The following is a 21119-nucleotide window of genomic DNA, read 5'->3' on the forward strand; positions in this document are numbered from 1 at the left end:
CCATTTTATCCCAAAATGGGACTTCTGTAAAAACAACCACAGTAAACTTAACGGCAAGAGAGAACTATCCATCTCGCTTCGACGCTTTGCCTTTTTGCACCGTCTCTTTGAGCTGCACCACCAACTGGCGACGAAAATCGCCAAGACGCGGTTTGTCATCACCAAGCCACGGTAACGGGCGGCACAGTTCCATGGCTTTGATGCCTAATCGGGCAGTCAACAGGCCAGCGCCAATCCCCTGCGCGGCACGGGCGGAAAGACGTGCGGCAAGGTCTTGCGACATCCAGTCCATGCCCACTTCACGCACCATTTCACTGGCGCCGGCAAAGGCAATATTGAGCAGCACCAGGCGAAACAGACGCAGTCGACTGTAATACCCCAGCTCAATACCATAAAGCGTCGCAATGCGGTTAATCAGACGCAGATTGCGCCAGGCGATAAACGCCATATCCACCAGCGCAAGCGGACTGACGGCAATCATTAATGTTGACTCAGCCGCGGAGCGACTGATTTCACGCCGCGCCTGGTTATCCAATACAGGCTGGACGATATGGGCATACAGCGAGACCACTTCCCTGTCATTTTGTGTCTCATGAATCGCAGCATACCAGCGCTGGAGTGCAGGATGCGCATGGTCTAGCCCGGCCTGGCGCGCCAGATTTTCACAAAATGCGCGCCCTTTCCCTGTACCGTGGCTGTGAAGCAGTTCCCGCGCCTCGTCTCGTGCCTGGGCTCGCTGCCGCAATCGCCATAGCCGACGCCACTCCGTCGCCACAGACCCAACGCCCGCACCGACAATCAATGCACCAGCGGCACACCCGCCCATGGCGACCCAGTCCTGAGTTTGCCAGGCATCCATCGCCCATTGCACGCCCTGACCGACAACGCTTGCGCCAAACAGCGCCATCCCGGTGAGCACCATTTTGCGCCACAGGCTGCGTTTCGGGTACAGCGCCGCTTCTACTGCGGCTTCTGCCGGGCCTTCTTCGCGGATCTCGTCGGGATTGACTGGCGCGAAGTTATCAGCCAGATCGTCGCTGAATGTTTGCGCGGCCTTGACCTGCATGACGGTCTCCGCTTCCAGCGGCCCGGCAAAATCGATACGCGGTTTGAGGGGTTCACTCATCGCAATTTATCTCCCAATAAAAATTCCAGCGCAGCGTCCAGACGGATATGCGGCAATGGCTTATCCACATCCAGCGCCTGAGGGCGGAAGGACTCAAACTGAAACCCTTGTTTTTCCCAGAATGCCTGGCCTGGCAGACGCGCCGGCACCTCACCGGGGTAAAATGTCAGGGGAGAACCATCGCTCAGCCGATGGCCACGTAATGCAGGAATTTTCTCGCCATTAACATCAATCAAGCCACTCTGTGTCGCCTGGACAGAGGCCAGACCAACGCAGTCCATGCTGATCCCTTCAAACGCAGCGTTTTGCCACGCATCCTGAATCAGTTGCTGGAGCAACGACACCATATTGGCATGCTGGTCGAGCGTGACATGATCCGCCTTTGTGGCGGCAAATAGCAGCTTATCGATAACCGGCGAGAACAGACGGCGAAACAGCGTCCGCTGACCGTAGTGAAAGCTTTGCATCAGTTGCGTCAGCGCCAGACGCATATCATTAAAGGCTTGTGGCCCGCTGTTGAGCGGTTGCAGGCAATCCACCAGCACAATCTGGCGGTCAAAACGCAGGAAGTAATTTTTATAAAAATCCTTCACCACATGTTCGCAATAGTAGTTAAACCGCTCGCGCAGCATGCCCGCGTTAGTGTGTTTGCCCGCCTGCGCCAGTCTGGCTTCCCCCGTTTCGTCCACATTGGGCCATGGGAAAAATTGCAATGCAGGTGCGCCGGCCATATCACCGGGCAGAACAAAACGCCCCGGCTGAATAAAATGCAGCCCTTCGCGTTTGCACTGATGCAAATAATCTGTCCAGGCAGCGGCAATGTCTGCCAGACGGTTTTCATCGGCAGGCGCTAAAGGATCCAGCCCTTCACACAAGGCCTGCCACTTCTGCGACCATTCGCCACGTTGTCCCTGTAACAGGCCGCGCATCTGTCGTGACCAGCTTAGATAATCCTGAGCCAGCATCGGCAAATCCAGCAGCCATTCCCCTGGATAATCGACAATTTCCAGATACAGCGTGGAGGTCTCTTTAAAATGGCGCAGCAGCGACTCCTGCGACCGGAAGCGCAGCGCGAGTCGAATCTCGCTGACACCGCGTGTCGGGGTTGGCCAGACGGGTGGCGTACCATAGAGCTGTGCAAGCCCTTCGTCATAGGTAAAACGCGGAATACCAAAATCACGTTGAGGAACGCGTTTAACACCAAGCAGTCGCTCTTCACGTACCGCGCTAAACAAGGGAAGCCGCGCGCCTGCGTGAACGTTAAGTAATTGATTCACCATTGCGGTGATAAACGCCGTCTTTCCGCTGCGACTTAGCCCCGTAACGGCTAACCGCAGATGGCGATCCATTCCCCGGTTTACCAGGGCATTAAGTTCATTTTTCCAGCGTTCAATCGTCATTCCGTGCCGCCATGAAATCAGAAAATTTATTCATAGGATATATGAGATGAGGTGCACTTCGGCAGATATCAACGGTAGCGAGGCGAATGCCCCGCCGCCAGAAGGTTTATTTGGATTTGGAGGTAACGACAGGCTTATTCAGACCGGCTATACCGCCCATATTGATGACATGCTGGTAACCCATTTGCTGTAATGCCTCCTGGGCCAGCGTCGCCTGACGCCCGGAATTGCAGTACAGGTACAGGGTGTCCTCTTTTGCCAGTGGCGAGAAGGTTCCGGCCTGAATATCACTGAGCGGTATGTTCAGTGCGCCCTGAATATGTTCGTGCTGATACTGCTCCGGGATCCGTACGTCGATCCAGTGCTCCGCGGCAAAAGTGGGTGTGCTGGCAGCGAGCGCAGCGGCGATAACCGTTTGTTTTAACATCTTTCCTTCCTTTGGTTTTGTTAATTCCTTCGCCAACTATACGCCCGGCTACAACCCGGTTGTAGCGCTGTTATCGCATTTTGCGCACGGGTTACTTCATAAAGCGTTTCGAGAATCGGCTCGCCGCGCGATTGAGCAACGGTTCAAGCGCAAAAGCCAACAACATTTTTACCGGGCGTCGCGCCACCGATTTCACCGCCCAGCCTGCAACTCCTGCCGGGCCATAGCGCAACGCGGCCAGCAGGACAACTTTCCCGGCGATTTTCATCCCCGGTTTAACTTTCTGTGTAGCCTGTCGCCAGGTTGCCATTGCCTGATACCTCTTCATTAAAGCTGTCGGAAACGACTGCGCAGAGAGAACGTGTCGGAGGTGACATAACGCTCCATCTGGCGCAGACGACGCTCACCGGCTTCCAGTTCCGCGTCCACGGCATCCAGAAGCTGGCTGCTGGTTGGGGTGTTTTCGGCATCCACTGCGCTCTCCGGCATCGGGTCCAGAACGAAGGTCATAACGATATAGACCACCACAACCGGGAAAAACAGCCCGAACAGCATGGCCAACACTGTTATCAAACGGATCAACTTCACCGGTACATCCAGATAGTGCGCAACACCGGCGCACACCCCTTTCACCATGCCTTCCTGCGGGATACGCCATAACTTTTTATTGCTGTTTAAACCTGCCATCAGCGATCTCTCCAGTTCGGATGCTCTGCATCAAGAATGTCTTCCAGCGCCTGAATACGTTCACGCATTCGCCGTGCATCGTCGGTCAGTTGCATCAGCCGTTGCTGCTCACTTTGCGGTAGTTCACCGCGTGAGGTACGGTTGTTGTAATGGAGCCATAACCAGACCGGCAAAATAAACAGAACGAATAACGTCAGGGGAATGGCCAGAAAAAGCGCGCTCATGTGTACTCCTTACAGGTGATAATGGGGCGACATCTCCCGATGCCGCCTGCAATGTCTTGCAAAAATGTTATTGATTATCTTGTTTCATTTTTGCTTTCAGCTGCGCCAGTTGTTCGCTGATTTCGTCATCCGCTTTCAGTTCAGAGAACTGCTGATCCAGCGTTTTGTGTTTACCAAAACCATGACTTTCCGCTTCGGCTTCCATCTGGTCAATACGACGTTCGAAAGACTCAAAACGGGCCATCGCTTCATCAATCTTGCCGCTATCAAGCTGGCGACGCACATCGCGGGACGAGCTCGCCGCCTGGTGGCGTAAAGAGAGCGCCTGCTGGCGTGCGCGCGTTTCGCTGAGTTTGCTCTCCAGCTCGCCAATCTCTTTTTTCATCCGGGCGAGAGTTTCATCAACCTGCACCACTTCCTGCTCCAGCGTATCGATAAGCGCCGTCACTTTCTGCTTCTCGATCAGCGCCGCACGCGCCAGATCGTCTTTATCTTTGCGCAGGGCCAGCTCGGCTTTTTCCTGCCATTCAACCTGTTGCGCGGTCGCCTGCTCAACGCGGCGTACGAGCTGTTTTTTCTCTGCCAGCGCACGGGCTGAGGTTGAACGTACTTCGACCAGCGTGTCTTCCATTTCCTGAATCATCAGACGCACCAGCTTTTGCGGATCCTCGGCGCGCTCCAGCAGCGAGTTGATGTTGGCGTTCACGATGTCGGCAAAACGAGAAAAAATACCCATAATCTGTTCCTCTTAATTTCTGTAATCGGGCCTTGCCCTGCTCTCCGGTATTACAATCTTCGTGCCAATTTTTTAATTTATTGATTTTAAAAGAAACACTCTATTTTACCGTTGTGCATTTTTAGTTTAGAGTGGTGAATAACGCTAACAAGTGGCGAAATTCATCATGGCTGAACAAAGAGACAATCTGCTGGGCGAGTCCAACAGCTTTATTGAGGTGCTGGAACAGGTTTCGCGTCTGGCGCCGCTCGATAAACCAGTACTTATCATCGGTGAACGCGGCACAGGGAAAGAGTTAATCGCCAACCGTCTGCACTATCTGTCGAGCCGCTGGCAAGGGCCGTTTATCTCCCTCAATTGCGCTGCCCTCAATGAAAATCTGCTTGATACCGAGCTGTTTGGTCATGAAGCGGGCGCCTTCACCGGTGCGCAAAAACGTCATCCAGGTCGATTTGAGCGCGCCGACGGCGGCACCCTGTTTCTTGATGAGCTGGCCACCGCCCCGATGCTGGTTCAGGAAAAACTGCTGCGCGTGATTGAATACGGTGAGCTGGAGCGCGTCGGCGGCAGCCAGCCTCTGCAGGTGAATGTACGCCTGGTGTGCGCCACCAACGCCAACCTGCCGGAGATGGTTTATAAAGGCACTTTCCGCGCCGACTTACTGGACCGTCTGGCCTTTGATGTGGTGCAACTTCCCCCGTTACGCCAGCGCCAGAGCGATATCATGCTGATGGCCGATCACTTTGCTATCCAAATGTGCCGCGAACTTAAATTGCCGCTGTTTGCCGGATTTACAGAGCGCGCGCGCGAAACGTTGATGCGTTATAACTGGCCGGGGAATATTCGCGAGCTTAAAAACGTCGTTGAACGCTCGGTTTACCGGCACGGGACAAGCGAAACGCCACTTGATGAGATCATCATTGACCCCTTTAACAACGAGACGCCAATCGTTGAAGCGGTTTTGCCTGAGTCGGGCGGTTTACCGACGCTGCCTGTCGACCTCCGCCAGTTCCAGCATCAGCAGGAACGCGAGTTACTGGTAAACAGCTTGCAGCAGGCAAAATTTAATCAGAAACGGGCGGCGGAGCTGTTGGGGTTGACCTATCACCAGTTGCGGGCGCTGCTGAAAAAGCACCAGATAAGCTGAAATCGCTGACAATAACAGCAGTCGTTATCAGACATTTGTACGAAGCTATGGCAAGTGCGATACACTTTGCACATGAACCTAAAATCGTTGAATAAAACATGCGTCTGCTTTCCCCTTTCCTGCTAATCACCGCGAGCCTGTGGGCCGGTATTGCGCACTCTGCTTCACCGCAGGCGGCGACTGCCGATATTCGCGACAGTGGCTTCGTTTATTGCGTCAACGGGCAAGTGAGCACGTTTAATCCACAGAAAGCGGGCAGCGGCCTGATTGTCGATACGCTGGCAGCGCAACTTTATGACCGCCTGCTGGACGTTGACCCCTATACCTACCGCCTGGTGCCCGAACTGGCGGAAAGCTGGGAAGTGATGGATAACGGTGCGACCTACCGCTTCCACCTGCGTGATGGCGTTGCTTTCCAGACGACGCAGTGGTTCAAGCCCAAACGTAATTTCAACGCAGACGATGTCGTTTTTACCTTTCAGCGCATTTTTGATCGCGACAACCCCTGGCATAACGTTAACGGCACCAACTTCCCATATTTCGACAGTCTGCAATTCGCTGATTCTGTGCAAAGCGTGCGTAAGCTCGATAACCACACCGTCGAGTTTCGTCTGCGCCAGCCAGACGCCTCCTTCTTATGGCATCTGGCGACCCACTACGCCTCGGTGATGTCTGCGGAGTATGCAGCAATGCTGGCAAAATCCGACCGTCAGGAACTTCTTGATCGCCAGCCCGTCGGCACCGGACCGTTCCAGTTAGCAGAGTACCGCGCCGGGCAGTATGTCAGGTTACAACGTCACGCCCATTTTTGGCGTGGCACACCGCTGATGCCACAAGTGGTGGTGGATCTGGGTTCCGGTGGTACTGGCCGACTCTCGAAATTATTGACCGGTGAGTGCGATGTGCTGGCCTGGCCTGCCGCGAGCCAGTTAACCATTTTGCGTGACGATCCGCGCCTGCGCCTGACCCTGCGTCCGGGCATGAATATCGCCTATCTGGCGTTTAATACTGACAAAGCGCCGCTCAATAACCCGGAAGTTCGCCATGCGCTGGCCTTATCGATTAACAACCAGCGCCTGATGCAGTCCATCTATTACGGCACGGCTGAAACGGCGGCATCGATTTTACCACGCGCGTCCTGGGCTTATGACGGTGAAGCCAGGGTTACCGAATACGATCCGGAGAAAGCGCGAAAGCGTCTTAAAGAGTTGGGGCTGGAAAACCTGACGCTGCATTTATGGGTGCCGACCACCTCGCAGGCCTGGAACCCCAGTCCGCTTAAAACAGCAGAACTGATTCAGGCCGATATGGCGCAGGTTGGCGTGAAGGTGGTGATTGTTCCCGTTGAAGGCCGTTTCCAGGAGGCGCGTCTGATGGACATGAACCATGACCTCACCCTCTCTGGCTGGGCAACCGACAGTAATGATCCGGACAGTTTCTTTCGTCCGTTATTGAGCTGCGCGGCTATCGATTCCCAAACCAATTTCGCCCACTGGTGTAACCGCGAATTTGACAGCGTCCTGCAAAAAGCGCTGGCGTCGCAGCAGCTTGCCTCGCGCATTGATGCCTACGATGAGGCGCAAAATATTCTGGCGCAGGAACTGCCGGTACTGCCGCTCGCCTCATCGCTTCGTCTGCAGGCCTATCGCTACGATATTAAAGGGCTGGTGCTGAGCCCGTTTGGCAGCGCCTCGTTTGCCGGGGTGACGCGGGAAAAAGAAGAAGAGGTGAAAAAACCATGATCATTTTTACCTTACGCCGCCTGTTGCTCCTGCTGGTGACGCTCTTTCTGCTGACTTTTATCGGCTTTAGTTTGAGCTATTTCACCCCCCATGCGCCATTGCAGGGCGCCTCGCTGTGGAACGCCTGGGTTTTTTGGTTTAACGGGCTACTGCACTGGGATTTTGGCGTGTCGAGCATCAATGGTCAGTTGATTTCTGAACAACTGAAAGAGGTTTTCCCGGCAACCATGGAACTGTGCATCCTCGCCTTTGGCTTTGCCTTGTTGGTGGGTATTCCCATAGGCATGATGGCAGGCATTATGCGCAATAAATGGCAGGATAAATTGATAAGCGCCATCGCCCTACTCGGCTTCTCCATTCCTGTATTCTGGCTGGCGCTGCTCTTAACACTGTTCTTCTCGCTGACTCTGGGCTGGCTGCCGGTTTCTGGCCGCTTCGATCTGCTCTACGAAGTGAAGTCTGTTACCGGGTTCGCTATCCTCGATGCATGGCTTTCTGATTCGCCGTGGCGTGACGAGATGATTATCAGCGCCATCCGTCATATGGTGTTGCCGGTTCTGACACTCGCGGTTGCTCCAACCACCGAAGTCATTCGTTTAATGCGTATCAGCACCATCGACGTTTTCGACAAAAATTATATTAAGGCCGCCGCCACGCGTGGTATGTCCCGCCTGACTATTTTGCGCCGCCACGTTCTGCATAATGCCCTGCCGCCGGTCATCCCACGCCTGGGATTGCAGTTTTCGACCATGCTGACGCTGGCGATGATTACCGAAATGGTGTTCAGTTGGCCAGGCCTGGGGCGCTGGGTCATCAACGCAATCCGCCAGCAAGATTATGCGGCAATTTCTGCCGGGGTAATGGTGATAGGCTCACTGGTTATCATCGTGAACGTGCTTTCTGACATTCTGGGCGCACTGGCGAACCCGTTGAAACATAAGGAATGGTATGCCTTACGATAGCGTCTATAGCGAAAAGCGCCCGCCCAGCACCCTGCTCACCGCGTGGCGAAAATTCTATGGCGACACGCCGGCAATGATCGGCCTGTACGGCTGTGCGGCGCTGGCGGTGTTATGCGTGTTCGGTGGTTGGTTTGCGCCCTACGGCATTGATCAGCAATTTTTGGGCTACCAATTGTTGCCGCCGTCCTGGTCACGCTATGGCGAGGTCTCTTTCTTTCTCGGCACCGATGACCTGGGGCGCGATGTGTTAAGCCGTTTACTGAGCGGCGCGGCCCCCACTGTCGGGGGCGCGTTTGTGGTGACGCTCGCCGCCACGCTCGTTGGGCTGGTGTTGGGCGTCTTCGCCGGGGCGACCCATGGTCTGCGCTCAGCGGTACTCAACCATATTCTCGACACCCTGCTCTCTATTCCGTCGCTGCTGTTGGCCATCATTGTGGTGGCCTTCGCCGGGCCGCACCTTTCTCATGCCATGTTTGCCGTCTGGCTGGCGCTTCTGCCGCGCATGGTGAGGTCTGTTTACAGCCTGGTGCATGATGAACTGGAAAAGGAGTACGTTATTGCCGCACGTCTTGATGGCGCATCCACGCTGAATATTCTGTGGTTTGCCGTGCTGCCAAACATGACCGCCGGGCTGGTCACCGAAATTACCCGTTCGCTATCGATGGCCATTCTGGATATCGCGGCGCTGGGCTTCCTCGATTTAGGCGCACAGCTCCCTTCCCCGGAATGGGGCGCCATGCTCGGTGATGCACTGGAACTCATTTATGTTGCCCCCTGGACAGTAATGCTACCGGGTGCTGCAATTATGTTGAGCGTCTTGTTAGTCAATCTGCTGGGCGATGGTATTCGCCGCGCGATTAATGCGGGGGTGGAATAATGCCACTGCTGGATATTCGCAATCTGACCATTGAAGTGAAGACCGGTGACGATTGGGTTAAGGCCGTTGACCGGGTCAGTCTGACGCTGGCCGAAGGGGAAATCCGCGGTCTGGTGGGTGAATCCGGCTCCGGTAAGAGCCTTATCGCCAAAGCCATTTGCGGGGTGACGAAAGAGAACTGGCGGGTGACCGCCGACCGTATGCGTTTTGATGATATCGATCTGATGCGGCTTTCCGCGCGCGAGCGCCGCAAGCTGCTTGGCCATAACGTCTCCATGATTTTTCAGGAGCCGCAGTCGTGTCTCGACCCGTCTGAACGAATTGGCAAACAGTTGATGCAAAATATCCCCGGCTGGACGTGGAAAGGCGGCTTCTTCCGTCGTTTTGGCTGGCGCAAACAGCGCGCTATCGAGCTGCTGCACCGTGTGGGCATTAAAGATCATAAAGACGCGATGCGCAGTTTCCCCTATGAGCTGACCGAAGGGGAATGCCAGAAAGTGATGATCGCTATTGCACTGGCCAACCAACCACGCCTGCTGATTGCCGATGAACCGACAAACGCCATGGAGCCGACAACGCAGGCGCAAATCTTCCGTCTGTTAACTCGACTAAACCAGAACAACAACACCACCATTTTGTTGATCAGTCATGACTTGCAGATGCTGAGTAAATGGGCCGACCGCATTAATGTCATGTACTGTGGGCAAACCGTGGAGACCGCACCAAGCGAAGAACTGGTGACGACACCGCATCATCCCTATACCCAGGCGTTGATTCGCGCCATTCCTGATTTTGGCAGTGCCATGCCGCATAAAAGCCGCCTGAACACCATGCCGGGTGCCATTCCGTTGCTCGAACATCTGCCGATCGGCTGTCGCCTTGGGCCGCGCTGTCCTTATGCCCAGCGTAAATGTGTAGAAAGACCGCGTCTGAGTGGTGCGAAAAACCATCTGTATGCCTGTCATTTCCCGTTGAATATGGAGAGAGAGTGAGATGGTTGAAACGCTGCTCGAAGTGCGCAATCTAAGTAAGACGTTCCGCTATCGTACCGGGTGGTTTCGTCCACAAACCGTGGAAGCGGTTAAATCGCTCAGTTTTACCCTGCGTGAGAAGCAAACGCTGGCCATTATCGGCGAGAATGGCTCTGGCAAATCGACCCTGGCAAAGATGCTGGCAGGCATGGTGGAACCGTCCACCGGTGAGTTATTGATTGACGATCATCCTCTGCATTACGGCGACTATTCATTTCGTAGTCAACGTATCCGCATGATTTTCCAGGACCCGTCGACCTCGCTAAACCCGCGTCAGCGCATCTCGCAGATCCTCGATTTCCCGCTACGTCTGAACACAGACCTGGAGCCGGAGGCGCGGCAAAAACGCATCTATGAAACGTTGCGCATGGTTGGCCTGCTGCCCGATCACGCCAGTTACTATCCTTACATGTTCGCGCCGGGGCAAAAACAGCGTCTGGGGCTGGCTCGCGCCTTAATATTGCGCCCGAAGGTGATTATTGCCGACGAAGCGCTGGCGTCGCTGGATATGTCAATGCGCTCGCAACTGATTAATCTGATGCTGGAATTACAGGAAAAACAGGGTATTTCGTATATTTATGTGACCCAGCATATCGGTATGATGAAACATATCAGCGATCAGGTTCTGGTGATGCATCAGGGTGAAGTGGTTGAACGCGGGAGTACCGCGAGCGTGCTGGCTTCGCCGCTTCACGATCTGACTAAGCGCTTGATTGCCGGACATTTTGGCGAGGCGCTGACCGCCGATGCCTGGCGGCAGGATCGCTGATACTGCGTAGGGCGCTCTTCGCGCCCGGCAAATAGCACCATGATGATTTTCATTTGACGCTATTGGTTATTTGCCCGGATTTTATCAGGTAAATATGTCTGACCATCTTTATTAGTCTGAAAGGGGTTGTGCAGCGTTATCGGCCCGTTCCGGCGGACCGATTTTTCTTCTGCCATACATCATTGATAATTGGCCAGGATTTCTACCAGGCCATTCGCCGGTCCTGGTTGTACTGTACCCGTTGTGCGAATATACCGGGCGGCCATTTTTATCGTACCGTCCCCCGACACGGCATTACTGCCTTTGGCGTAAGGTCCGGCGGCAAAATTACTGCTTATGCCGCTCGCATTAGTCGGCGTATTGAGCTGTACCGGTTTCGCTGGTGTCTCACCCTGGCTGCCGTAATCTCCCCAGGCAAGCTGAATGCCTACGCCCTGCGCCCCGGAGCCGTCGAGTTTGAAAATGCCTTTGGAGGCATTAACCACACCATCACGCGGCTTAACGGTGACCATCACGGCACTGTTTCTTGTTATAGTCGTAGGGCTGGAAGGGTTTGAATAATAGCCCCAGGCATCCGGGCAACGTAACTGAAAACTGGCATCCACCCATGCGGTGCCATATCCCTCGGCCGCATTCGCCGGGATATTACGCTTGCCCATTTGTACGGTTTTTGACGCATTGACAAATTCACAGGTACCGGAATAGACGGATGTTGTAATTTGCGGATATTTAATGATGTCCGTTAGACATAATCTGGGGTTGGTTCCTGTTGAAAGAGAACTACAACGATCTATCACATCGCCAGCCGAGCTAGCTCCAACCCCCTGTGCGATAGCTGGCCCCTGAATATTTAATAAACCGAATGGTAGTGAATCTGCTGCCGCCGAATAACGCCACAGACGTACGTCCACCCATACATGGACGCTAGTCGAGTTTACATTTACTTCATATTTAGTCATCGCTATTGGTGTTATTGGATATCCTTTAGATACTGAGCGTGAATCAGCATCATTATAGGAGATACCAATACCGTCAACCGACGTTTTGTAAATGCGATAATTCGCATATTGTCCCGAACAAACTTCGACAGCTGAACTGTCTGCCTTACTTATAGATATATAATAACTCACATTTGGATTTCCATCGGTTTTATTTGCCCACACCCCTCGCATATCAATCGTATTAGCACTGCCGATCATTGCGCAATTCGACAACCCACTCCCCAACGTGACTTTATTTGTGAGATTGACACTGTAAGGCCTTATCACTGTACCATCTACGGTAATATCAATATTTTCCGCATAAACTGTCTTCCCAGTTAACATCAGCATCACATTTATTACTGTTATAAATTTTCTCATAGTGAACTCCTTGCTTTTCAGGTACCATCCATTGAGGTGAATATACAATAGTTCATCATGGATAGATATTAGATCCATCCAGAATGATGACACCCAAACAAAAAAACAGATCTTTTTAATTAGTTTTTTACATAGAACAAGGTCATGTGATTCACATAAAGAATGCATTAAGCGAAAATTATCAAACATATTAATCTTTGAATATGATAAGCATTAAAACCCGGTTTATGTAAAGAGTGTATTTTTTCCATTGTTGCTGAAGGTTAAACGTCATCAGAAAAGCTGAGCAAAATCAGCTTTGACTTACTTCACAGCCAGTTCAGTGTCACAATGCTACAAATTAGAGGTGAATGAGAAGAAACCAGTAACATAACGACATATTCTTCACAAAAGCGTCTCGTGAAAAAGTATGCTTGATAAATTAAAACGTTTCATATCCCAATAAAATATCATTGCCCTTTAAAAGAACATGGACAGATATCACCCAGATGTCTCATTCATATCGCTCCGCTTATATTTCCATTTTTTCCCGCTGGTTGGATGACCCGAAATGACAGAGTGATGATATACTTTTGCGGTATCGAACTGTTAATGAGTCAGTCTTATACATATCCTTGGGCGTGTCCTGCCATCACGGAAAAAACGTGACACCGACGGCGGCTGCTGGGATAATTCGATTTCGTTTTGATTTATGTTGAAATGGCAATCATAAGCTGTTGATTGTTAAAGTAAATAAAAGCAATGACTATAAGGATTAAAGCTATGGGTTTTCTTACCGGTAAGCGCATTCTGGTAACGGGTGTTGCCAGCAAACTTTCCATCGCCTACGGTATCGCGCAAGCTATGCACCGCGAAGGCGCTGAACTGGCGTTCACTTATCAGAACGACAAACTGAAAGGCCGTGTGGAAGAGTTTGCCGCTCAACTGGGTTCCAGCATCGTACTGCCGTGTGACGTTGCGGAAGATGCCAGCATCGAAGCCCTGTTCAGTGAACTGGTTAAAGTATGGCCGAAATTTGACGGTTTCGTTCACTCCATCGGTTTTGCGCCGGGCGACCAGTTGGACGGTGACTACGTAAATGCCGTAACCCGCGATGGCTTCAAAATCGCACATGACATCAGCTCCTACAGCTTTGTGGCACTGGCTAAGTCCTGCCGCGAAATGCTGAACCCAGGCTCCGCACTGCTGACTCTGTCCTACCTGGGCGCAGAACGTGCTATTCCTAACTACAACGTTATGGGTCTGGCAAAAGCCTCTCTGGAAGCGAACGTTCGTTACATGGCGAACGCGATGGGCCCGGAAGGTGTTCGTGTTAACGGTATCTCTGCTGGCCCGATCCGCACCCTCGCGGCATCTGGTATCAAAGATTTCCGTAAAATGCTCTCCCACTGCGAAGCAGTTACCCCGATTCGCCGCACCGTTACCATTGAAGATGTCGGTAACACCGCTGCGTTCCTGTGTTCTGACCTGTCCGCAGGTATTTCCGGTGAAGTTGTTCACGTTGATGGCGGTTTCAACATCGCTGCAATGAACGAGCTGGAACTGAAATAATCGCCCTCGCCCCCTGCCACAGGGGGCGCATTTCATTACCCCTTTTCCCCTTTGTATTCCCGCTTGTCCCCCACATCCTGCAGCCTGTGCGCTTTAACGTTATATATATCTTTCTGATATTTATTATCACGTAACATTCTTTCATCCCTTCCACCGCTTACGCCAGGATAAAACAGCGAAAAAGATCCGCGTACCAGCATAACGACGAGTCCGGATCGCCACTTTTAGACCAAGGAACGACCATGGAACAACGCCGTGTTTCCGGCAAAAGCCACTGGTATCATGAAACCCAGTCGAGCGCCCGTCAGGCTCAGGCGCTACCCTTAGTTCCCGAAGCAGCCACTGTTGACGACCCGTTTCTGTTAAACCTCACCCTGCCCGATGCATTAATTCAGGCGTGCAACAGTTGGCTGACGCCAGCACGAACACTGTACAAATTCCTGTTTCCCCAGCGCGTAACGGTCAATCGCCTGCATACATTCAGCGCCTACGACCGTCTGAGTACTGCACTGACTGTCGCTCAGGTATATGGCGTGCAGCGCCTGTGTAATCACTATGCCGCACGTCTGGCCCCCCTTCCCGGCCCGGACTCTTCGCGGGAGAGCAATCGACGTCTGGCGCAAATTACGCAATATGCCCGCCAGCTCGCGCTGTCACCTGGCGTTATTGACGCCCGTGCCCGCCAGCAGCTTGATGACGTGGGATTAACAGAATACGACATTATTTTGATGGGCCAGGTTATCGGTTTTATTGGTTTTCAGGCGCGCGCCATCGCCACTTTTCAGGCGCTACAGGGACAGCCTGTGCGCTGGATCCCCGGCATGGAAATGCAGCAAGAGGCCGAACATGCCTTGTTTGATGCAACGCAAGCACAGTGGACACCAGGCATTGCGCCGGTGGATTTACGCACCGCCAGCGCACGTCAGATGGAGTCACTTGCCAACTGGCAACCGTTGCCTGCTTTTCAGCTTCTCGCGCCCGTACTGGCGCATGAGTACCCCTCACTGGATGCGATGGGTGAAATTTATAGCGGCGCGCTCCCGGCGCTGGTGGACGACAACATTACACAACTGGTCACTCTCTACACTGCACGTATAAATGGTAGCGTAAATTGCTTTAGCGAAGCCTGGCAACGCTGGCACGGTGATGATGACCTTGCCGAAGCGGTGCGGAGTGGTGATCGGGTACTGAAATGCCTCGGACAAACTCGCGAGAAAGAAGGTGCCATTGTGCAAGCTGTTCAGATGTTGACCTGCGCGCCCGACCGTTTTAGCCCGGCGCATTTTGCTCAGTTGAAAGAGAATGGCATTAACGAAGCATCAGCCATTGGATTGCTTATCTGGTGCGCGTTATGCGGCTGGTTAAACCGTCTGAAAATTGCCCTCGGTGACATCGCCTGATTCTGCTACAAGCGCCCTTACCCGGCATGTGGCTTTCTGCTAAGTCAGGGACGGGCATTTTGCTGAAACAGCGCTTGCTGCAACAGGCAGATTCGCGTAAAACTGTCAGCCGCTCTTTCAGCCACGAAAATACAAAATTATGTTTCAGGACAACCCGCTGCTCGCGCAGCTAAAACAGCAACTTCATTCCCAAACACCCCGTGCGGAAGGTGTCGTTAAAGCCACGGAAAAAGGCTTTGGTTTCCTCGAAGTCGATGCGCAAAAAAGCTACTTTATTCCGCCGCCGCAGATGAAAAAAGTGATGCACGGCGATCGAATTATCGCTGTGATCCACACAGAAAAGGAACGCGAATCCGCTGAACCTGAAGAGCTGGTTGAGCCGTTCCTGAGCCGTTTTGTTGGCCGGGTGCAGAAGAAAGATGACCGTCTTTCTATCGTTCCTGACCATCCGTTAATTAAAGATGTTATCCCCTGCCGCGCTGAACGTGGCGTGACGCACGATTTCAAAGATGGTGACTGGGCGGTTGCTGAAATGCGCCGTCATCCGCTCAAAGGCGATCGCAGCTTTTATGCTGAGCTGACGCAATTCATCACCTTCGGTGACGACCATTTTGTGCCATGGTGGGTCACCCTGGCACGTCATAATCTTGAAAAAGAAGCACCAAATGGTGTTGCGACCGCCATGTTGGATGAAGGCCTTGAGCGTATCGATCTGACCTCGCTGGATTTTGTTACCATCGACAGCGCCAGCACCGAAGATATGGATGATGCGCTGTATGTTGAAGAGACCGCCGAAGGCAAACTGCAACTGACCGTTGCGATTGCCGACCCAACCGCGTGGATCGCAGAAGGCAGCAAGCTGGACAACATCGCCAAAGTGCGTGCTTTTACCAACTACCTGCCAGGCTTCAACATTCCGATGCTGCCGCGTGAACTGTCTGATGACTTGTGTTCACTGCGCGCTAATGAAGTTCGCCCGGTACTGGCCTGCCGCATGACGCTGGATGCGCAAGGCGCTATCGAAGACAATATCGAATTCTTCGCCGCGACGATTACGTCAAAAGCCAAACTGGTTTATGACGAGGTCTCTGACTGGCTGGAAAACAGCGGTAGCTGGCAGCCACAAAACGAGGCTATCGCTACTCAAATTCGTCTGCTGCAGCGCGTATGTCAGGCTCGTTCTCAGTGGCGCCAGACCCATGCGCTGGTGTTTAAAGACCGCCCAGACTATCGCTTCATTCTTGGCGAAAAAGGCGAAGTACTGGATATCGTTGCCGAGCCGCGTCGAATCGCAAACCGTATTGTGGAAGAGTCAATGATTGCCGCCAATATCTGCGCGGCTCGCGTACTGCGAGACAAGCTCGGCTTTGGCATTTATAACGTGCATTTGGGCTTTGACCCGGCGAACAGTGAACAGCTTGCCACGCTACTGAAAGGCCACGGAATGCACGTGGATGCGGAAGAAGTGCTGACGCTGGATGGCTTCTGTAAGCTGCGTCGCGAGCTGGACGCACAGCCGTCCGGTTTCCTCGACAGTCGCATTCGCCGCTTCCAGTCCTTTGCGGAAATCAGCATCGATCCAGGTCCACATTTTGGTCTGGGTCTCGAAGCTTACGCCACCTGGACATCCCCTATTCGTAAGTATGGCGATATGATCAACCATCGCCTGCTGAAAGCGGTAATCAAAGGTGAAACCGCAGAACGCCCACAGGCCGAAGCTACCGTGCAGATGGCTGAGCGTCGTCGTCTTAATCGCATGGCGGAACGCGATGTTGGTGACTGGCTGTATGCCCGTTTCTTGCAGAATAAAGCCGGTACCGAAACCCGATTTAGTGCCGAGATTATCGATATCAGCCGTGGCGGCATGCGTGTTCGTCTGGTGGATAACGGCGCCATTGCGTTTATCCCGGCACCGTTCCTGCATGCAGTACGCGATGAATTAGTATGCAGCCAGGAAACCGGGACCGTGCAAATTAAGGGCGAAACCGTTTATAAAGTGACTGACGTTATTGATGTCACCATTGCGGAAGTTCGTATGGAAACCCGTAGTATTATCGCGCGCCCAGCCGCCTGATAAACCACGTTGTTTTGCTCCCTCTTTCATTCAGAGGGAGCAAAAATTTCTTTTTGAAAGCGATACCACCCTCATTTTTTTTCAAATCCTCACAAAAAGCATTAAAAGCGACCACAATAAAATAACTTTGCACATTTTTACGGCGTTCTATCCATTTTTTCGCATCCGCTGTTCTTTTGTACGGAACTCGTTTTATTATAAGATTGTAAATAAAAACAATACCTTCATCCCTGATTACCCCTTAATAAAAGGGGGTTAATCCGTCATTAGATGAGTAACCGTTGCGCTTTTTGGTGGGTTGGGAGACAGCATGAGAGACGATCAGGAACAGAATCTACTGTTTCGTTACCTGGGTTCCAGCAGCCCATTCTGGCGATTGACCGCTGACAGCAACGCATTACATTTCGCTCCTGATGAAGACTCTGAGTCAAGTCAGGTGGTGACACTTAATGATGAGCAGGCAACACAGCTACGACAAATGACCGTTATTACTTCCAGCCTGACTATGCATATATCTTTATTTGGCGATAATGTTCCCGTTCATTTAGTTGGCCGCAAAATCAATAAAACCGAGTGGGCCGGAACCGCGTCGGCGTGGAATGACACGTCATCTGTGGCACGGGATCTGGTTCAAGGGCTCTCCTTTGCTGAACAGGTTGTTTCCGAAGCCAATTCCGTAATCGTCATCCTCGATCGCCATGGCAATATCCAGCGCTTTAATCGACTTTGTGAAGAATATACGGGTTTAAAAGAGCAAGAGGTTATAGGGCAAAACGTTTTTAAACTCTTTATGAGCCATAACGAAGCCGAAGCCTCTAAACGCAATATCTCTGAATTTTTCCGTAACGGCGCTTCTTACGAAGTCGAACGCTGGATTAAAACGCGAAAGGGGCAACGTCTGTTCTTATTTCGCAATAAATTCGTACACAGCGGCAGCGGAAAAAACGAAATCTTCCTTATTTGTTCTGGCACCGATATTACCGAAGAACGTCGGGCACAAGAGCGTTTACGGGTTTTAGCGAATACCGACACCATTACCGGGTTGCCCAATCGTAATGCTATTCATGAGTTAATCAGCAACGCGATTGATAATCGTGGCGACACGCAAATTGGTATCGTTTACCTGGACCTGGATAATTTCAAAAAAGTAAACGATGCCTATGGCCATATGTTCGGCGACCAACTTTTACAGGCCGTGGCCCTGGCGATTTTAAGCTGTCTGGACGAAGGCCAGACTCTGGCGCGCCTGGGAGGTGATGAGTTTATTGTCCTGGCGACAGATTCGTCGCAAAGCGCGCTGGAGGCGATGGCTTCGCGTATTATCACCCGTCTGCGCCAGCCCTTCCGGATTGGCCTAATCGAGATTTACACCGGTTGTTCGTTGGGGATTTCCCTTGCCCCACAGCATGGTAACGATCGCGAAAGCATTATTCGTAACGCCGATACCGCGATGTATATCGCAAAAGAAAACGGACGTGGGAAATTCTGTGTTTTCACTCCCGAGATGAATCAGCGGGTTTTCGAGTATTTATGGCTTGATACTAACCTGCGTAAAGCACTCGATAATGACCAACTGGTGATTCACTATCAGCCCAAAGTCACCTGGCGTGGTGAAGTGCGCAGCCTGGAAGCCCTGGTGCGCTGGCAGTCGCCGGAACGTGGGTTAATTCCGCCGCAGGATTTTATTGCCTATGCAGAAGAATCAGGGCTGATTGTGCCCCTGGGGCGCTGGGTTATGCTCGATGTCGTGCGTCAGGTCGCGAAGTGGCGTGATAAGGGCATCAATTTGCGTGTGGCGGTAAACGTCTCAGCACGGCAGTTAGCAGACCAGTCGATATTCAGCGATTTAAAACAGGCTTTGCATGATCTGAATTTTGAATATTGCCCGATAGACGTTGAACTGACAGAAAGTTGTCTGATTGAAAATGCGGATCTTGCGCTGTCAGTGATTCAGCAGTTCAGTGATTTGGGCTCTCAGGTACATCTCGACGACTTTGGTACCGGTTACTCTTCCCTTTCACAACTGGCGCGTTTTCCTATAGATGCGATAAAACTCGATCAATCCTTCGTTAAGGATATCCATAAGCAGTCTGTTTCGCAGTCGCTGGTGCGGGCGATTGTTGCGGTCGCACAGGCGCTGAATTTACAGGTGATAGCCGAAGGGGTTGAAAATGCGAAAGAAGACGCCTTCCTTACCAAGAACGGCGTCAACGAACGGCAGGGATTTTTATTTGCTAAACCCATGCCCGCTGCCGTATTCGAGCGATGGTATAAGCGCTATCAGGCGCGGAAAAAGGGCTAGCTTGCTTTACTTAAACTGGTGGATGAATGCCGGTTCTGCAACTGCACCAGACGTTCCATATAGGCCACGTCTTTCGGTTGCAGGCAGAAGGCGGCATCAACCCAGTCTTCGGTAATGTCCATGAGCTCACTGCGAGGAAGCTGCATTACGCGTTGACGCGCGCGCAACATCGCGCGGATACCATTGAGCCGGGGTTGCAGCGTATCAATAAACGTACGTACAGCCAGATAGCTTTGTCCGGGCTCAAAAAGCTCATCCACCAGACCCTGTTGCGCATACCACTCCGCAGTATGAGACTCGCCTTTGTAGATCAATTCCTCCGCCAGTTTCATCCCTGAGCGACGGGCCACCAGCGAATAACCGCCCATGCCCGGGAACAAGTTAAAGGCAATTTCCGGAAATCCGAGGCGAGCATCGCGTTGCGCCAGGACAAAATGGTGCGCCAGCGCCGCTTCAAAGCCGCCGCCTAATGCACTGCCTTCGACCATGGCCAGCGAAATCGCGCCAGTATCGAACCCTCGAGACGCCGCATGTACGCAATCGACGCAAGCACGGGCATAGGCACGCAGTGCTTCCCGGCGGCCATTTTGAATGCACTCAACAAAGAAGTTCAGATCGCCCCCCACGTTGTACATGCCGGGTACCAGCGAGCCCGTTACCCAAAAATCGACGGCAAATCCCGCTTGCCGGACAAGCCAGGAGATGTTCATGATCTCTTCGATTAATACATGGTTAAAACAGGGCCGAGGCTGAGCGCGCAACATCATCCATACAGTGCGGCGTTCTTCTTCGTAGTAGCCCGAAAGTTGCGTAAAACGTTCATTATCCGTAAAAAGTTTACACGTAGCCTGGTTGATAACTGTCATAGACTTACTCCTCCGGAAATAAAAGCGCAGTGTGCGCAGAGCAAGACTAATCCAGCAGCAACCTTAGCTGTATGTAACTTAATGAATATATAATTAGTACTTATAATATTTTGAGATTTCGCTTTTCCCCTTCTCTTTTTACACTGTTTTCTGCATCATTCATTTTGTTAATTTTCAAACATAAAGGTGAAGACATGGCCGACATTGATGTAAAGCAACTGACCGGACGGCTCGATACCGTGCTGGACATTCTGGTTGCGGGCGATTACCAATCCGCCATTCGTAACCTGGAAATTCTGAAGGCTGAATTACAGCACCTTGATAACGCGGATAAATCCGCACCTGCAGGCACCCCTAAAACACCCTGGGAAGTCTGACTGATACCCTCTCGCGTTAGCGGACCACAGGAAGGTGGCGCCGTTATAGCTTTTTATTAA

General features: G+C 52.3%; 20 protein-coding genes. 11 read left to right on the forward strand and 9 right to left on the reverse strand.

The features are described from left to right. Positions 1–64: 64 nt before the first annotated feature. From MRY16398_RS15400 to pspA, 7 genes are all read right to left on the reverse strand, one after another. Positions 65–1126: a YcjF family protein gene (locus MRY16398_RS15400; RefSeq protein WP_125124740.1), complete on the reverse strand. Its 1062-nt coding sequence runs from the start codon at positions 1124–1126 to the stop codon at positions 65–67. Beyond that, positions 1123–2520: a YcjX family GTP-binding protein gene (locus MRY16398_RS15405; protein ID WP_079497544.1), complete on the reverse strand. Its 1398-nt coding sequence runs from the start codon at positions 2518–2520 to the stop codon at positions 1123–1125. Before MRY16398_RS15405 ends, MRY16398_RS15400 begins: the two co-directional genes overlap by 4 nt. Before the next feature lie 112 nt (positions 2521–2632). Further along, complete coding sequence (gene pspE, locus MRY16398_RS15410) at positions 2633–2953, reverse strand: thiosulfate sulfurtransferase PspE (protein WP_125124741.1); 321 nt, start codon at positions 2951–2953, stop codon at positions 2633–2635. A 91-nt stretch (positions 2954–3044) separates the two neighbouring features. Continuing rightward, the gene (pspD, locus tag MRY16398_RS15415; RefSeq protein ID WP_039076956.1) at positions 3045–3263 is read right to left on the reverse strand and encodes a phage shock protein PspD; all 219 of its coding nucleotides are present in this window, start codon (positions 3261–3263) and stop codon (positions 3045–3047) included. A gap of 17 nt (positions 3264–3280) precedes the next feature. Further along, complete coding sequence (gene pspC / locus MRY16398_RS15420) at positions 3281–3640, reverse strand: envelope stress response membrane protein PspC (protein ID WP_071194094.1); 360 nt, start codon at positions 3638–3640, stop codon at positions 3281–3283. Beyond that, a complete protein-coding gene (gene pspB, locus MRY16398_RS15425; protein ID WP_071194093.1) occupies positions 3640–3864 on the reverse strand; it encodes an envelope stress response membrane protein PspB in 225 nt (74 codons plus the stop codon). Before pspB ends, pspC begins: the two co-directional genes overlap by 1 nt. 67 nt (positions 3865–3931) lie before the next feature. After that, the gene (pspA, locus tag MRY16398_RS15430; protein ID WP_039076953.1) at positions 3932–4600 is read right to left on the reverse strand and encodes a phage shock protein PspA; all 669 of its coding nucleotides are present in this window, start codon (positions 4598–4600) and stop codon (positions 3932–3934) included. A gap of 166 nt (positions 4601–4766) precedes the next feature. On the opposite strand from pspA, the gene pspF reads away from it, so the two are divergent. From pspF to sapF, 6 genes are all read left to right on the forward strand, one after another. Next, positions 4767–5747, forward strand: a complete 981-nt coding sequence (pspF, locus tag MRY16398_RS15435) for a phage shock protein operon transcriptional activator (protein ID WP_039076952.1) — start codon at positions 4767–4769, stop codon at positions 5745–5747. Positions 5748–5845: 98 nt separating this feature from the next. Beyond that, entirely contained in the window at positions 5846–7489 is a 1644-nt protein-coding gene (gene sapA / locus MRY16398_RS15440) for an ABC transporter substrate-binding protein SapA (protein WP_125124742.1), read from the forward strand. Next, the gene (gene sapB / locus MRY16398_RS15445) at positions 7486–8451 is read left to right on the forward strand and encodes a putrescine export ABC transporter permease SapB (RefSeq protein WP_071194092.1); all 966 of its coding nucleotides are present in this window, start codon (positions 7486–7488) and stop codon (positions 8449–8451) included. The genes sapA and sapB overlap by 4 nt, the downstream gene beginning before the upstream one ends. Then, the gene (gene sapC, locus MRY16398_RS15450) at positions 8438–9328 is read left to right on the forward strand and encodes a putrescine export ABC transporter permease SapC (protein WP_039076949.1); all 891 of its coding nucleotides are present in this window, start codon (positions 8438–8440) and stop codon (positions 9326–9328) included. Before sapB ends, sapC begins: the two co-directional genes overlap by 14 nt. Then, complete coding sequence (gene sapD, locus MRY16398_RS15455; RefSeq protein WP_039076948.1) at positions 9328–10320, forward strand: putrescine export ABC transporter ATP-binding protein SapD; 993 nt, start codon at positions 9328–9330, stop codon at positions 10318–10320. Before sapC ends, sapD begins: the two co-directional genes overlap by 1 nt. A 1-nt stretch (position 10321) precedes the next feature. Beyond that, complete coding sequence (gene sapF, locus MRY16398_RS15460; protein WP_039076947.1) at positions 10322–11128, forward strand: putrescine export ABC transporter ATP-binding protein SapF; 807 nt, start codon at positions 10322–10324, stop codon at positions 11126–11128. Positions 11129–11307: 179 nt separating this feature from the next. Here the strand turns inward: sapF and MRY16398_RS15465 are convergent, their stop codons facing one another. Further along, entirely contained in the window at positions 11308–12489 is a 1182-nt protein-coding gene (locus tag MRY16398_RS15465; RefSeq protein ID WP_172600659.1) for a fimbrial protein, read from the reverse strand. A gap of 762 nt (positions 12490–13251) precedes the next feature. Here MRY16398_RS15465 and fabI point away from each other — a divergent pair. The 4 genes from fabI (at position 13252) to pdeR (ending at position 19816) form a co-directional block, all read left to right on the forward strand. Next, complete coding sequence (fabI, locus tag MRY16398_RS15470) at positions 13252–14040, forward strand: enoyl-ACP reductase FabI (RefSeq protein ID WP_039076945.1); 789 nt, start codon at positions 13252–13254, stop codon at positions 14038–14040. A gap of 242 nt (positions 14041–14282) precedes the next feature. Further along, a complete protein-coding gene (locus MRY16398_RS15475; RefSeq protein ID WP_125124744.1) occupies positions 14283–15440 on the forward strand; it encodes a carboxymuconolactone decarboxylase family protein in 1158 nt (385 codons plus the stop codon). A 139-nt stretch (positions 15441–15579) separates the two neighbouring features. After that, on the forward strand, positions 15580–17514 hold the full coding sequence (locus MRY16398_RS15480; RefSeq protein ID WP_108701375.1) for an exoribonuclease II: 1935 nt from the start codon (positions 15580–15582) through the stop codon (positions 17512–17514). A 310-nt stretch (positions 17515–17824) separates the two neighbouring features. Then, positions 17825–19816: a cyclic di-GMP phosphodiesterase gene (gene pdeR, locus MRY16398_RS15485; protein ID WP_039076942.1), complete on the forward strand. Its 1992-nt coding sequence runs from the start codon at positions 17825–17827 to the stop codon at positions 19814–19816. Here pdeR and MRY16398_RS15490 read toward each other — a convergent pair. After that, complete coding sequence (locus tag MRY16398_RS15490) at positions 19813–20682, reverse strand: crotonase/enoyl-CoA hydratase family protein (protein WP_071194089.1); 870 nt, start codon at positions 20680–20682, stop codon at positions 19813–19815. The two genes, pdeR and MRY16398_RS15490, sit on opposite strands and share 4 nt — an antisense overlap. A gap of 194 nt (positions 20683–20876) precedes the next feature. Between MRY16398_RS15490 and yciZ the strand changes: the two genes are divergently transcribed. Continuing rightward, the gene (gene yciZ, locus MRY16398_RS15495; RefSeq protein ID WP_039076940.1) at positions 20877–21059 is read left to right on the forward strand and encodes a protein YciZ/DeoL; all 183 of its coding nucleotides are present in this window, start codon (positions 20877–20879) and stop codon (positions 21057–21059) included. Positions 21060–21119 lie beyond the last annotated feature (60 nt).

The sequence above is a fragment of the Phytobacter sp. MRY16-398 genome (assembly GCF_003925915.1).
Taxonomy (GTDB): Bacteria; Pseudomonadota; Gammaproteobacteria; order Enterobacterales; family Enterobacteriaceae; genus Phytobacter; species Phytobacter diazotrophicus.